Source organism: Larkinella insperata (assembly GCF_026248825.1).
GTDB classification, from domain to species: domain Bacteria; phylum Bacteroidota; class Bacteroidia; order Cytophagales; family Spirosomataceae; genus Larkinella; species Larkinella insperata.
Genome location: NZ_CP110973.1, coordinates 3,818,052 through 3,833,395 on the forward strand (window position 1 = coordinate 3,818,052; position 15,344 = coordinate 3,833,395).

The 15,344-nt window shown below is 55.3% G+C and carries 10 protein-coding genes; all 10 read left to right on the forward strand.

Features of this window, described 5'->3' with window-relative positions; translation table 11 throughout:
• Window position 1: 1 nt before the first annotated feature.
• The 10 genes from OQ371_RS15275 (at window position 2) to OQ371_RS15320 (ending at window position 15,298) form a co-directional block, all read left to right on the forward strand.
• Window positions 2–1,711 (forward strand): RagB/SusD family nutrient uptake outer membrane protein, encoded by a 1,710-nt coding sequence (locus OQ371_RS15275; protein WP_265988952.1) that lies wholly within the window; start codon window positions 2–4, stop codon window positions 1,709–1,711.
• Window positions 1,712–1,780: 69 nt separating this feature from the next.
• Complete coding sequence (locus OQ371_RS15280; RefSeq protein WP_265988953.1) at window positions 1,781–4,249, forward strand: hypothetical protein; 2,469 nt, start codon at window positions 1,781–1,783, stop codon at window positions 4,247–4,249.
• Between the two features lie 257 nt (window positions 4,250–4,506).
• Window positions 4,507–6,147 carry a metallopeptidase TldD-related protein gene (locus OQ371_RS15285; protein WP_265988954.1) on the forward strand — a complete coding sequence of 547 codons (1,641 nt, stop codon included), beginning with the start codon at window positions 4,507–4,509 and terminating at the stop codon, window positions 6,145–6,147.
• A gap of 12 nt (window positions 6,148–6,159) precedes the next feature.
• The gene (locus tag OQ371_RS15290) at window positions 6,160–7,497 is read left to right on the forward strand and encodes a TldD/PmbA family protein (protein ID WP_265988955.1); all 1,338 of its coding nucleotides are present in this window, start codon (window positions 6,160–6,162) and stop codon (window positions 7,495–7,497) included.
• Between the two features lie 108 nt (window positions 7,498–7,605).
• Window positions 7,606–8,223, forward strand: coding sequence for a DUF4159 domain-containing protein (locus OQ371_RS15295; protein ID WP_265988956.1), 618 nt, complete (start codon window positions 7,606–7,608; stop codon window positions 8,221–8,223).
• A 3-nt stretch (window positions 8,224–8,226) separates the two neighbouring features.
• Window positions 8,227–9,201, forward strand: a complete 975-nt coding sequence (locus tag OQ371_RS15300; RefSeq protein WP_265988957.1) for an AAA family ATPase — start codon at window positions 8,227–8,229, stop codon at window positions 9,199–9,201.
• 100 nt (window positions 9,202–9,301) lie between these two features.
• On the forward strand, window positions 9,302–10,165 hold the full coding sequence (locus OQ371_RS15305) for a DUF58 domain-containing protein (protein ID WP_265988958.1): 864 nt from the start codon (window positions 9,302–9,304) through the stop codon (window positions 10,163–10,165).
• A complete protein-coding gene (locus tag OQ371_RS15310; RefSeq protein ID WP_265988959.1) occupies window positions 10,165–11,358 on the forward strand; it encodes a BatA domain-containing protein in 1,194 nt (397 codons plus the stop codon). The genes OQ371_RS15305 and OQ371_RS15310 overlap by 1 nt, the downstream gene beginning before the upstream one ends.
• Window positions 11,355–13,631, forward strand: a complete 2,277-nt coding sequence (locus tag OQ371_RS15315) for a hypothetical protein (RefSeq protein WP_265988960.1) — start codon at window positions 11,355–11,357, stop codon at window positions 13,629–13,631. Before OQ371_RS15310 ends, OQ371_RS15315 begins: the two co-directional genes overlap by 4 nt.
• 14 nt (window positions 13,632–13,645) lie before the next feature.
• Window positions 13,646–15,298 (forward strand): hypothetical protein, encoded by a 1,653-nt coding sequence (locus tag OQ371_RS15320; protein WP_265988961.1) that lies wholly within the window; start codon window positions 13,646–13,648, stop codon window positions 15,296–15,298.
• The last annotated feature ends 46 nt before the right edge of the window (window positions 15,299–15,344 follow it).

Here is a 15,344-nt window from a genome sequence, read left to right on the forward strand (position 1 = left end):
TATGAAAAAGATACTATCCATCGTCTTCTGCCTACTAACCGGAACGGCTTTCATTCAAAGTTGTAAAAACGACGACCTGCTCAACCTGCAAAATCCGCAGGCTTACAACCCCAGCGAAGTCTGGCGGGACCAGAACCTGGCGAATGCCTATCTGGTCGATATCTACGCATCGCTGCCCGGCTGGCCGGTCAACCAGGGGGATTACGCCGACGAAAGCACCAACATCCTCGGTCCCGACTACGTAACTACCTCCAACGCGGCTTTTAAGTACTGGCCCTATGCGACCATCCGGAAAATCAACATCCTGCTGACAGAAATCGACGGTGGCACCCTCCCCGAAGCGTTCAAAAACAGCCTCAAAGGGCAGGCTCATTTCCTGCGGGCCTTCCATTATTTCAAAGCCGTCGTCTACCACGGTGGTGTTCCCATTCTTGCCAAACCACAGCAGTTGACCGATTCGCTGAGCGTCGCCCGCAACTCGACGGCCGAGTGTTTTGCCTTCATTTTGCAGGACCTGGACAACGCCATCAAGATGCTGCCCGACAAGTTTACCGGCGCGGATTTTGGCCGGATGGACAAGGCGGTGGCGACGGCTTTTAAAGGTCGGGTGCAACTCTACAAAGCCAGTCCGCAGTTTAATCCATCCAATCCGTACAGCAACAGTTTCTGGGCCGATGCCTACACGGCGACCAAAGCCGCCAAGACGTTTCTGGAAGGGCTGGGATACGGCCTGTACCCGGATTACGCGGGCATCTGGATGAACGAGCGCAACCAGGAGGGCGTCATGACGGTGATTTACCAGAATCCGGGCCGGGTAAACGGTCGGCAGGAACACTGCATTCGCCCGCTGGCGCAGTCTAAAAACTGCACCGGAGCCGACAATCCGGTCTGGGAGCTGGTGGCGCAGTATCCGATGAAAGATGGCAAACAGCCGGGCACTTCCGCCAAGTACCCGTACAACGTGCAAACCTTCTGGCAAAACCGCGACCCGCGCTTCGACGCCACCATCGCCTACAACGGCTCGGTATTTCCGCTCGGTGTCCGGGCCGATTACCGGCTGTACACCGACCTGCAACTGGGCGGATTGATCGACGGCTTTGGCCCCGGTCAGCAGTACAACCGTTCGGGTTTTTACACCCGCAAAGGCGTTGATAATTCGCTGCCCCAGGCGCAGGTTGACCTGAACGCCGTTGATTGGGTTGAGATCCGATTCGCGGAGGTTCTGCTGAACTACGCCGAAGCCGCCAACGAAACCGATCATCCGGACGAAGCCCTGGCGGTGTTGAAGCAAATCCGGCAGCGGGCCGGGATTGAAGCCGGAACGGACGGAATGTATGGCTTGAAAAGCGGCATGACCCGGACCGAACTGCGGGAGGCTATTTATCAGGAACGCTTTATCGAGTTTGCGTTTGAAGGAAAACGGTTCTGGGATTTGCGCCGGGCCCGGCGGCTGGCCGACCTGAACGGCAAAGTTAAGTCCGGTTTGCAGGCCCAGTTGAAGCCCGGTCTGGACCCCAACGACCGCTCGAAAGTGTTTCTGCCGACGGACTTTACCTACACCGTTCGGGAGCTGATTATCAACGGACCCCGGCAGATGGTTTTGCCCGAGTCGTACTATTTTTTCCCAATCGCGCAGGACGAAATCGAAAAAAACCCGAACCTGCAGCAGAACAAGGATTGGGGCGGTACCTTCGACCCGACCCTGCGCTAACACCTGATTTCACGCCGGGCCGCGGCACGCTGCGGTCCGGCCAACTTTTCTCACCATTCCCGTTGCTCAATGACCCATCTTATTGCTTATACTACCCGCTTGTCGCTGATCGTTGCCCTGCTGGCTTCTCTTTTGGGGCTGCGTGCTCCTTCGCCCACCGTTTTCACCACCGACTACCTACGGTTTAGCTTTGATCGCTCGGGCAACCTGTACAGCCTGACCGACAAGGCCACTTCCCGAGAGTATTTTCCCCAAGGCGAAACCGCGCCGTTGCTTTCGCTGATGAAGGATTCGGTAGCCATCAAACCGGTGTCGATGGAGTACAACGCGGGTAAGAAGAGAATCCTGCTGCGGTATCCGGGTGGGTACACGGCCACCGTGGCCGCCGAGAACAAAGGCCCTTACCTGCGCTTCGAACTGCTTTCACTGGCCCCCCGGAACGACGTCAGGCTGGTGCTCTGGGGGCCGTATCCAACCACCATCAACCAGCAGATTGGCGAAACTGTGGGCGTGGTGCACGACGGCTCGTTCGGCATCGGTATTCAGGCGCTGAACATCAAAACGCTGGGCGGTTATCCCACCTACGAAAACGACATCGATCCGGCGTACGATATTTTCCAGAGCGGTAGTCTGGTGGATGTCGCCAGTGATCAGAAAGTGCTCTACCGGGGGCAGACCGCCAAACCCACACCGTTCGGCAGTGTGATTCAGGCGTATTGCCGCAACCGGTTCAGCGACCGGGTGATTGCCAATTGGGACCACCCCAGCTACGTGGCTCCGGCTTTCAAAGACGGGGGCGTGATTGGTTCCAAAATCGCCCTCTGGGGCGCACCCGAAGCGCAGCTTTTGCCGGTGATTGAAAAGATTGAGCTGACCGAAGGATTGCCACACCCCGTCATCGATGGGGTGTGGGGCAAGCGAAATCCGGCGGCTTCGGCCTCGTACCTCATCATGGATTTTGGCGAACACAACGTCGCGGAAGCCATTGCCCTGACGCAGAAAGCCGGACTACGGTATTTTTACCACGGCGGTCCGTTTGAAAACTGGGGTCATTTTCAACTGAAAAAGGAAGAGTTTCCGAACAATTGGGCCAGCCTGCGGGCCTGCGTCGAAAAGGCGGAAGCCGCCGGGCTGCGGGTAGGGCTGCACACGCTGTCTAACTTTATCACCACGAATGACGCGTACGTGACGCCGGTGCCGGACAAGCGGCTGGCCAGCGTGGGCGCGAGTGTCCTGACGGCTCCGGTGGACGAAAAAGCGACCCAACTCGTGATTCAGTCGCCGGAATTTTTCAACCAGATGAAAAACAACACCCTGAAAGCCGTGCTGGTAGGCAATGAGATTATTCGTTACCGGGCGGTGTCGGAAAGCGCCCCCTGGACGTTGCTGGACTGCACGCGGGGAGCGTTCAAAACCAGTCCGCAAAGCCACCGGGCGGGCGACTCCATCCGCAAACTGATGGATCACGGCTACCAGGTTTTTCTGGCGGACTACGCCCTGCAAACCGAGATGGCGGGCACGCTGGCGAAACTTTACAACGAAACCGGCCTGCGCCAGATCTCTTTCGACGGTCTGGAAGGCTGCTGGGCAACCGGCCTGGGCCAATACGGTCTGCAACTGTTTGTCAAGTCCTGGTATGACCAGCTAAAACCGGAGCTGAAAGGGGCGGTCATCAACGACGCCAGCACCCCGGGGCATTACTTCTGGCACACGTTCACGCGCATGAATTGGGGGGAACCCTGGTACGCCGGTTTTCGCGAAAGTCAGACGCAGTATCGGCTGAAAAATCAGGATTATTTTCGGCGGAATCTGATGCCGGGTATGCTGGGCTGGTTCAGCGTTAAGCCCGAAACCAGTCTGGAAGATCTGGAATGGATGCTGGCCCGGGCCACCGGTTTCGACGCCGGTTTCGGGCTGGCGACGTCGATGGATGCACTCCGCAAACACGGGTTTAGCGAAACGCTCTTAAACACCCTCAAAACCTGGGAAACGGCCCGCTTATCGGGTGCTTTCTCGGCGGAACAGAAGAATGAGTTACGGGATATTAACCGGGAATTTCACCTGGAGAATGCGGGCGAGGGCACCTGGCGGCTGGTTCCGGTTCATCAGGCGTACCTCATACACGAGCAGAAAGTGCGGCAGCCCGGCGAACCCGTCGCTTCTACCTTTGACTTCAAGAATCCGTATCCAGAGCAACCCCTGCGGTTTACCCTCCACCTGACCGGCGGGGAAAAAGGGACGAGCTCGTCGCTGGAAAATCCGGTGATTGAAATCAACAGCCACCACCGCATCGAATTGCCGTTTGCGCTGGAAGAAGGCCAGATTGTGCAGTGTGATGGAAAAGCCGTCAACCTGCTGAGCAGCCAGTGGCAGCTGCTCAAAACCGTGCCGCTTTCGGCGGGAATTCCCAAAATCATCCGGGGGCAGAATACCATCCGGGTTGATGGTCAGTTCCGGGGTTCAAAAACGGCCTCGGCCAAAATGGAGGTGCGGTCGGTGGGGGAAGCCGTGGCCGTTAAAAAGGCGGCTGGTCAGTAAATTGGCTGTCGAGTTTCAGAACGAGCCGTCTGCCCGCAAGCAGACGGCTCGTTTTTTTAATATCACCCAAATTGCGGGAGGCTTTGCGGTTGGTTATCTTGCATCTTAGTCTAAAAACGAAAGTGGAAGCAAATTGGACGGAGTTTCGGATAAATCCCAGAATGTTTTTTACTAATCGGTGATTTTCCGAATCCATACGGTGAAGGGCCGCTATTTCGTTTAATTTGAACCGTATAACTCTTTATTAACAAACAAACTTGAACCGTCGAGATTTTCTTCAATGGAGCGGCCTGGGTGCGGGCGCAATCCTGTTGCCCGGCAGCACGGTTTTCGGTCGCTCGGTGGCGCCGGAAGCGCTGCTGGAACCCGGTGTGGATGTGGCTGTTAAAAAACGCCTGGCCGACGCGGCCCTGAATGCCGCCAAATCCAAAGGGGCGAGCTATACCGATGTTCGCATTGGCCGGTATCTGCGGCAATTTGTGACAACGCGTGAGGATAAAGTACAAAACATTGTCAACACCGAATCCTACGGGGTGGGCGTGCGCGTCATTGTGGATGGCTGCTGGGGATTTGCGGCCGTGGTGGATGCCAAAAATGAAGCCCAAACGGCCAAAGCCGCCGAAGAAGCCGTGGCCATTGCCAGAGCCAACGCCCGGCTAATGAAACAACCCGTGCAACTCGCTCCGCAAAAAGGTTTTGGCGAAGTAAGCTGGAAAGCGCCGATCAAAAAAAACGCCTTTGAAGTCCCCATCAAGGAAAAGGTCGATTTGCTGCTGTCGGTCAACGACGCTGCCCTAAAAAACGGGGCCAATTACGTTAACTCGGTCTTGTTCATGGTCAACGAGCAGAAGTATTTTGCTTCGTCGGACGGTTCCTACATCGATCAGGACATTCACCGCATCTGGCCCACCTTTACCGTCACGTCCATCGATCCAAAATCCGGCAAGTTTGAGACGCGGGGTGAACTGAGCGCGCCAATGGGCATGGGGTACGATTACCTGCAAGTGAATCCGGGCGATAAAATTACCGGTATTACGACCCGCTACAACAAAGGGTACGACATGCTGGAAGACGTGACGGCCGCGGCCCGGCAAGCTAAGGAAAAGCTCACCGCCAAGTCGGTTGAAGCCGGAAAATACGACCTGATTCTGGACCCGTCGCACCTCTGGCTGACCATTCACGAATCCGTTGGGCACCCGCTGGAGCTGGACCGCGTGCTGGGCTACGAAGCCAACTTTGCCGGAACGTCTTTTGCCACGCTGGACAAGTGGAAAACTAAAAACTTTAATTACGGCAGCAAGCCGGTCAACCTCTTTGCCGATAAAACGCAGGAAGGCTCGCTGGGCGCGGTCGGCTGGGACGACGAGGGCGTCAAAACCAAGCAGTGGGATCTGGTCAAGGACGGTACGCTGGTCAACTACCAGGCCATTCGCGATCAGGTGCACATCATTGGCGAAAACGAGTCGCAAGGCTGCTGTTACGCCGATAGCTGGGGGTCGGTGCAGTTTCAACGAATGGCCAACGTCTCGCTGGCTCCGGGCAAAACCCCGCTGTCGGTGGACGACATGATCAAGGATGTCAAAAAAGGCATTTACATCATCGGCGACGGTTCGTTCTCGATTGACCAGCAGCGTTACAACTTCCAGTTTGGCGGGCAGTTGTTCTATGAAATTAAGGACGGCAAAATCGCGGGGATGTTAAAAGACGTTGCCTACCAGTCGAATACGCAGGAGTTCTGGAATTCGTGTACCCAGATTTGCGACGAGAAAGATTACCGGCTCGGCGGCTCGTTCTTCGACGGCAAGGGCCAGCCGATGCAGGTGAGCGCCGTATCGCACGGCAGTTCGACCGCCCGTTTTAACGGAGTTAACGTCATCAATACCGCACGGAAGATTTAAAAGAGAACCACAATGGCAGTTATATTATCCGAAGCAGAAGCTAAAGCGTTGCTTCAGAAGGTACTAAGTTATTCGAAAGCCGACGAGTGCGAAGTAAACCTATCGGGCGAGGAGCGGGGAAACATCCGTTATGCCCGGAATGAGGTTTCGACGAGTGGCGCGATGATTAACCAGAATTTACAGGTTCAGTCATCGTTCGGAAAGAAATCGGGGGTAGCCACCATCGACGAATTTGACGATGCTTCGCTGGAGAAAGTGGTGCGTCGGGCCGAGGAACTGGCCCAGCTAGCTCCCGAAAATCCGGAGCACGTGGGCGTGCTGGGGCCGCAGCAATACCAGAAAACCAACGGCTATTTCGAGTCGACGGCCAAAATCACCCCCGCCACCCGGGCCGAGGCCGTGGCCAAAAGTCTGGAAGCATCGGGGAATCAGAAGCTGGCAGCCGCCGGTTTTCTGGACGATTACCGGGGCTATTCGGCCATGATGAACTCGAAGGGCTTGTTTGCCTACTACCCGAGCACAAACGTGAATTTTTCGCTGACAGTCCGCACCGACGACGGGACGGGGTCGGGCTACGTGACGCGCGGCTACAGCGATTTTTCAAAGCTCGACACCGCAGCGGCCAGCAAGATTGCCGTTCAGAAATGCCTTGGTTCGGTGGGCGCGAAGGCGCTCGAACCGGGTAAATACACCGTTATTCTGGAACCAACGGCGGCCGCGGTGCTGCTCGAAAACATCTTTTTCAGCATGGACGCCCGCAGCGCCGACGAAGGCCGTTCGTTTCTGAGCAAACCCGGCGGCAAGACCAAGCTGGGCGAGAAAATTGTGGACGAACGCGTCACGATTTATTCGGACCCAACGCACCCGGACCTGCCCGCTTCACCGTGGTCGGGCGATGGTCGGGCGCAGGAGAAAACCAACTGGATTGAGAAAGGCGTGGTGAAAAACATGGCCTACTCGCGGTATTGGGCGCAGAAGAAGGGCGTCAAGGCCGTGCCGTATCCCAACAACGTCATCATGGCGGGCGGAACAGCCTCGCTGGCCGATATGATCAAGAGCACGCAACGCGGCATTCTGGTGACCAAACTCTGGTACATCCGCTCGGTGGATCCGCAAACGCTCTTACTGACGGGCCTGACCCGCGACGGGACGTTCTACATCGAAAACGGCAAAATTAAGCACCCGGTCAAGAACTTCCGGTTCAACGAAAGTCCGGTCATCATGCTCAACAACCTCGAAGCGCTGGGCAAGCCGGAGCGCGTGGTCAGCACCGAATCGGATGCCAATTACCTGATTCCGCCGATGAAAATCCGGGAGTTTACGTTTAGTAGTCTTTCGGACGCAGTTTAGATTTTAAAGTTGTTTCGCAGAGTTTAGCGGAGCCTCTGCTCACCTCTGATGTTCTCCGCTTAACTCTGCGAAACAACTCTTTTAATACTCAACTTCATCAACCTGATTTTGAAACCATTCTTTTTCACGCGCATCCAGTATACCTCCGGCGATTGGGATACGGACCAGCGAATGCCCTCCAACCTGCTGCATTCCCTGGTTCAGTACACCACCATTCCGGTGGATGAGAAAGAACGGATTGTTCAACTGACCAGTAACCAGATTTTTAAAAGTCCGTTCTGCTACCTGAGCGGACACAAGCTGGTGGAATTTTCGGCGCAGGAGCGGGAGCACTTCAAACGTTACGTGCAGAACGGCGGGTTTGTGTTCGTCGACGACTGCAACCACGATATCGACGGCCTGTTTGCCAAATCGTTTGAGCAGGAAATGGCCCGCACGTTTGGCCCGAAAGCCCTGCAGAAAATCCCCAACACCCACCCGCTTTACCAGAGTTTTTTTCAATTCAACGAAGGGCCGCCCACCACCACGTTCGAGCTGAACGGCTGGGGCGACGACCTGGTGCACGATTACCTCAAAGCCATCTCGATCAACGGACGCATCGGCGTTCTCTACAGCAACAAGGATTACGGTTGTGAATGGGATTACGACTTTCGCAACAAACGTTTTCTGGCCGAAGACAACACCAAATTTGGGGTCAATATTGTTACCTACGCATTAACCGCTTAGCTATTGGAAACCAAGGAACTGACGCATTATAAAACACTCGTTGCCAAGCTTCCGCACCTGAAAAGAGAAATCGGGAAAGTGATTGTTGGGCAGGAGGAAGCCATTGACCAAATCCTGATTGCCCTGCTGGCGGGTGGCCACTGCCTGCTGGAAGGGGTGCCCGGACTGGCCAAGACGCTGATGGTGAAAACGATGGCCGATGCGCTGGACATGGACTTTAAGCGCATCCAGTTTACGCCCGATCTGATGCCGGGTGATATTGTCGGTACGGAAGTGCTGGAAGAAGATCACGAAACCGGCCGGAAATTCTTTAAATTCAACCGGGGGCCGATTTTTGCCAACGTGGTGCTGGCCGACGAAATTAACCGGACTCCGCCCAAAACCCAGGCGGCTCTGCTGGAGGCCATGCAGGAATACAAGGTGACCTACGGCGGTACCGACTACGAACTGCCCCGGCCATTCCTGATCATTGCCACCCAGAACCCCATCGAACAGGCTGGCACCTACCCGCTGCCGGAAGCCCAGCTCGACCGGTTTTTGCTCTACATCAAACTCAGCTACCCGTCGGAACAGGAGGAACTAAACGTTCTGAAAAGCACCACCGGAACCGCGCGACCGGTGTTGCAAACCGTCCTGACCGGGCAGGAAATTGCGGATTTGCAAACCCTGACGCGGCAGGTGCACATCAGCGACGAGTTGATCGGCTTTATCAACAAGCTCGTGCGGGCGACGCGCCCCGAAAGCAGCTCGTCGGCGTTTGTCAAACAGTGGTGCGACTGGGGGGCCGGCCCCCGGGCGGGGCAGGCCCTGGTGCTGTGTTCCAAAGCCCGGGCGGTGCTGCACGAACGGTTTTCGGTGGTTCCGGAGGATATCCAGACGCTGGCTTACCCGATTCTGCGCCACCGCATCGCCCTGAACTTCCGCGCCGAAGCAGAAAGCGTGACGACGGATCAGGTCATTAGGGAATTAATAAAGTGAGGTTATTTCACAGAGTTTAGCGGAGTGAATAGGAGTTGAGCGGAGTCTCTGCTTACCTCTGAATCGCTCCGTTAAACTCTGCGAAACAACAAGTACGATCATGCAATTAACCACGGACCTTATCAAGCTCAATAACCTGCAACTCGCTGGCAAAGTGGTCAGTGATGAATTGCTGTTGGGCCTTCACGCCAGCAGGCGCTCCGGTTCGGGTACGGAGTTTGAACAATACCGGCATTACCAGCCCGGCGACGATCCGAAACGCATTGACTGGAAATTATTCGCCCGTACCGACAAGCACCTGGTCCGGGAATCGGCCACGGAAAGCAACCTGCAAGTCCGGTTTCTGCTGGATTTATCCGGCTCTATGAACTACCGGGAAGACGGGGTGAGCCGCCTGAATTACGCCCGGATTCTGCTGGCTTCGCTGGCTTACCTGGGGTACCGTCAGAACGACCAGCTGAGTTTGTACGCCCTGCAAAACGGTGCGTTACAGACGTTGGTTCCGGCGGGCAAGCAGGCTTTTCAGCGCATTTTGTTTGCCCTGCAAAAAGCCGAAGCCGCCGGGCAATGGCCGCCGGGTCAAGCCCGTTTTCCGGAGTTCCAGCAGAAACAGAGAGAACTGCTCATCCTGGTTTCCGATCTGCTCCAGGTAAATAACGAGTGGCTGGAGTTGATTAAAACCGTAGCGAGTCCGCGCCGGGAGATTGTGATTTTTCAAGTGCTGGGGGAGCAGGAAACGGATTTTAAGTTAAGCGGTTTTTACCGGGTTAAAGACCTGGAAACCGGTCGGGAAATGGAGGTGCAGGCAGAATCGGTCCGGGAGGGGTTCCGTCAAGCGATTTCGGAGTATTTTAAAACGCTGGAGGACGACCTTCGGCTACCGCACGTTCAGTTGATTCGCGTGAAACTCAGTGACCCCATTGCCGGAGTGCTGAAAGATTTTCTGTCAAGAAGGAGAGCGTAATGGAGTTATTACAACCGTTGATGCTGTGGGGAGCCGGGGCCGTTGTTGTTCCGGTAATCATCCATTTCTGGCATCAGAAAAAGGGGAAAACCCTGGCGTGGGCGGCTACGCGCTGGCTCCGGGAAAAAGATCAGCAGCAGCAACGCGGGATCCGGCTTGACAACCTGCTGCTCCTGCTGCTGCGGGGGCTGATGGTTGTTTTGCTGGCTTTCCTGTTGAGCCAGCCCGTCCTCAACGGGTTGACCAAGTCGCCCGCGGTTCAGAAAATTCATCTGGTGCAGCCCGATCCTCTACTGGCCGATAACTTTCGGTTCGAACTGGAAAGCGCCCTGAAAAAGGGCGAAAAGATTTACTGGATAACGGCCTCAACCGAGCCCGTAAAAAACCTAAGCGAACGGCCTGATGAGGGGGTATTTACGACAACCGCGTTGCAGTCGGCGATCAATGAATTGAGCAGGAATTTCACGGAATTAAACCTCTATCTGGTGAACGATGAACGGTTGGCCCGTGCGCCCTTTATTCGGGTTCCGACGGCTTACCGCCTGCACTTGCTGGCCGATTCCGGAAGTCGGCTTAAGTCGAATTACCTGGAGTTGACGGCCGGTAAGAACGTGTATGTGAACAGGTTGAATCAACTGACAACCCGCCCGGATTTGGACAAAACCGTTCGTTTCCAAGCGGCTCCCGCGCACCAGGGACCTATCCACGTTCTCCTCGATTACCGGCAGGCCGACGAACAGCAAACGGTATGGGCCGCGCTGAACGCGCTGTCGGAAGTATACGGGCTTGATTTGCAAATTCAGAAGAAGCGGACCGCAAACGATCAATACGACTGGATACTGACCGACCGGGAAGTGGCTAAACCAGCGGCCCGGACGCTTTATGTCGTTTCGGGTAAACAGAAACTGCCTACGGTTTCGAACGTAGTCTATACTGGCGAACCGCTCACGCCCCAAACCGCCGAACTAGTAAAAGCTGGTCGGCTGCCCGAATGGTTGGGCGAACTTTTCATGCGCCACTTCCGACTGAACCCGAACCCATATCCGTTGAGTCGAAAAGAGGTTGATCGGCTGTTTGTCGCGACAGCAAAACCGGCGGCCGACCAGCCGGAAAAAATTCGCAACGGTCTCTTTTTGGTTTTTGTTTTACTGGTGGGGGGGGAACGCTGGATTGCTTTGAGAAAAAACGCATGAACGAACTGAAACGCACGTTATCGGTCATTACCTACCAGTTGATTGCCAACGCTTTCATCAACAGTCTGTTGCTCGGTTTCGCGGTGAACGTACTGGCGCGGATTGTGGAGGCTTCTCCGGCAACGGCGGGGCTTTTGGGCGGAGCTGGCTTCCTGATCGGGGCCTGGTTAACCAAGCTTTTTCAGAACAAAAAAACGCAGGCCGTTGCCATCCTGCATCGGACCGTTGGCGACGCGGAATACAGCCTGCCCCTGCTGGATAAACCGGAATTAAACATAGCCGAGCAGCTTCAGCTGGCCCGGCTGAACGAGCGCATCCAGGGAGTTCATATGCCGGCGAAACAGGCGGTTGCGGTTATCTTTTCAAAAACCGGTTTATACGGGTTACTGGTGGCGGTAGTGCTGGCGGTTTATTACGAGTTCCCTTTAATGCAAGCCAGTCAAACGGTCCAGAAGAAAGGGGCAGGCCCTGTTGCGGTTCGGGCTGAAGAAAACCGGCTGGCGGTGCCCTTGTTTCAGTCGGCTTCGCTGCAAATTTCACCGCCCGGTTATACGGCTTTGCCGGTTCGAAACTCGGCGGATTTAAACGCCGTGGCCGTCAGCGGCTCGCGGCTGACGTGGCAGGTAAAATTCAGCCAGGCAGACCGCCTTTCTGTTCGGCTGGTCAACAGCCGGGGGGAAGAGCGGCCGTTTCAAAAAGCGAATGCTGCCTTCGAATACCGTGATCAGCTGGTTAGCTCCGGGGTGTATGCCCTGAAAGCGCACTGGAAAACGCCCGCCGGGAAGGATTCGCTGGTGTATCAGTCTGATTTCTACCGACTCGAAGCGCAGCCGGATCTGGCTCCGAAAATTCAGCCGGACTCTAAAGAGTTATACCGTTTTCATTTCCTGAAAGACGACAAAAACCTGCGCGTCTCGGCCCGTATTTCGGATGATTATAACGTGCGGCAAGCCTTCATTGTCGCAACGTTAGCGCGTGGTGCGGGCGAGAACGTTAAGTTTCGGGAGGTAAAGTTTCCGCTGTCGCAGGCCAATTTTAAAGACGCTCAATTGAGCAAGGTGATCGACCTGAAAGCGCTCGGTTTTGCGCCCGGCGATGAGCTGTATTACTACTGGGCCGCCGTGGACAACAAGCAGCCCGACGCCAATTTTGCCAAGTCGGATACGTATTTTGTGGTGTATAAAGATACCGCCAGGGTGGAAGAAGCCGAACTGGCGACGATGGCGGTGAACGTTATGCCGGAGTATTTTCGCAGCCAGCGCCAGATTATAATTGATACCGAAAAGCTTATTGCCCGGCGAAAAAAGCTGGCGGCCAAGGAGTTTAAAAGTTCTTCCAATGAAATCGGTTTTGATCAGAAAGTTCTGCGTTTGCGGTACGGGCAATACCTGGGGGAAGAATTTGAAAATTCCATCGGCGGACACGATCTATTACCCGAAGGAAATGTGCTGGAAGGGTTCATTCATAAACACGATACGGAAGGCGAAAAAGACGCCCCTAAATCCTTCGCTTTCAAAATGATTGAAAAGGCGGAAGAAGCGCAGAAGAAGGATTTGCCGGCCCCGGATCAACACCAGCACGAGCACGACGCCAAACCGGCCGGGGGTGAAAATAACGACCCTTTGTCGGCATTGATGGAACAGTATATCCATTCGCACGATGACGGTGAAGCGAATACTTTTTACGAACAATCCACGCGCAGTTTGCTGAAAATGGCGCTGGAACAAATGTGGCAATCGGAGCTGCACCTGCGGTTATACGAACCCGAAAAAGCCCTGCCGTTTGAAAATAAAGCGCTCGTTTATCTGAAAGAAGCTCAACAAAAGGCCCGCACCTTTGTCAAGAAAAGCGGGTACGATCCCCCGCCCATCAAGGAGAAAGAAATCCGGCTAACCGGTGACTTAACGAAAGTCAACTCCGACCTTCGTCAGGAACGCACTTATGACCCGCTGCGGGTGGAACGGCTGGTGGGTGAGGTGCTGGGTTTTCTGGAAGTAAAGACGTTAAATCAGCAGCAGAGGGCCGCCGTCCAGCGCCTGAGCACGGCTTTAACAACCGATATTATCAACAGCCAGCTGTCGAACTGGGCGATTATTACGGCTTTGCAGAAACTGGGGGCTGGCAAAACGCTGACGCAGCCGGAAAAACAGACGTTGAAGACAAAACTTTATGCGCTGGCCGGAGGAGGTGCCGGGAAAGGGCCACGCTCCCGGGCGGGTTCGTATGCCAGCGAACGTAAACTGGAACAGTCGTTCTGGCGGCATTTGAAATGATAGAACTCAATCGTTTGAGCACCCAATTTGACCCCGCAGATCCCCTCGACTGGATCATCGTGGGTGCGTTGGTATTGGTGCTGTTTAACTCAATCAGGCTAATTGCCGGCAACCAGGCGCTTACATTGCGGAGAAAATGGATTCGGGCCGCTTTGCACCTCCTGCTGCTGGGGGTGTCGCTAGCTTATTTTCTCCAGCCCAAATGGCGCGTTCCGGTGGATGCCAAACCGGTGGTGATCGCGGATTCCAAGGTGTCGGCCGATTACGTGAATCACCTGAGGGATAGCCTTCATCTCCCGGAAGTGATTCGGGCCAGCGCTTTCGATCAGTCGATTCGAAACCGGCTTTTGGCAGGTAAGATTGATTCGGTTATTCTGGTGGGGTCGGATTTTTCGCCGGATGTGTTGGGGCAGCTTAGCCGCCAAAGCCTTCACTGGATTCCGGACGATCGGCCCGATCAGGTACGGCTGATTCGCTGGAAAGCGGTGCCGCGGAAAGGCGAGCTACAAACCGTAAGCGGCACGATGCAATCCTCCCAGGAACAGGTGCTTAAGCTGCGGTTTGGGAGCCAGACGCTCGATAGTTTACGTTTAAAGCCCGGCTTCACGGCGTTCAGCCTTCAGTTCCCGGTTTTTTCGCAGGGGCGCACCGCCGTTGAATTGGTTCTGAACCAACAAACGCTCGATACACTCCGCTTTTTTGCCCGCAAACCCGCTTCGGTGTCGTATCAGTTTATACTGGAAAGTCCGGATTTTGAAACCAGGACCCTGGCGGATTGGCTGGGCAAGAAGGGCTATTCCGTGCAGCTGACATCAACGCTTTCCAAGGACATCACCACCCGCGTGTCGATCAACCGCCCGGTCACCCCGGATGTAATCATCACCGATCCGGCCAACGCAACCAACCCGCTAGTTAGAAAAGCCGTGGCGCAGGGCAAGCCCGTCCTGTTCATGAACGGAGCCGACCCGGAAGCCGATTGCAAAGCCATCAACCGGGCGCTGGGGACCACCTGGCAGGTAAAGAAAATTTCAAACGAGGCAACGGTTTCGCTCAGCAGCGGTGTTCAGGCGCTGCCGTATCAGTTCCGTGAAGCCCGTCACCAGCTTCCGGTGACGGGTTATCCGGTGGCGGTGCAGAAAACAAACGCCAGCATCGGTTTCAGTCTGCTGAATGAAACGTTTCCGCTGAAATTGAGCGGTGACAGTCTGACGTATGACCGGATCTGGACAGCGATTCTGAACGAACTGCAACCGGCTTCCCGAAACAACATCCAGCTCGAAGCCCCGGTTTTCAGCGGTCTTCAGTCCGTCATTCATTTTAACAACTGGCCCGGCAAACCGGCGGGTGTTCATATCGGGGGCGATACCGTCCGGCTGGCTTATTCGGCCCTCAACGGTCTGTCGGCGGAGGTTGCCTACCGGTTTGGCGGGGCGGGTTGGCAACCGGTTCAGGACTCTCTGGAAGTGTACGTGAATCCGCCGAATAATAAAATTGGCTTCGGCACCCATCTGATAAGCGCGTATGTCAAGGCCCGTTCGGCGGAAGAAAATGGGTCCAGACCCGCCGGGGAGCGTTGGCTGGCCGTTGAAATTCCGAACTGGATCTGGCTTCTGCTGTTCCTGGGTTGTCTGACGGCGCTTTGGATCGAACCCAAATTTAGCATTTGACCTCTCATAAAATTCCAGTAGCTTTGCGGCTGGTTTTAGCTTTAAA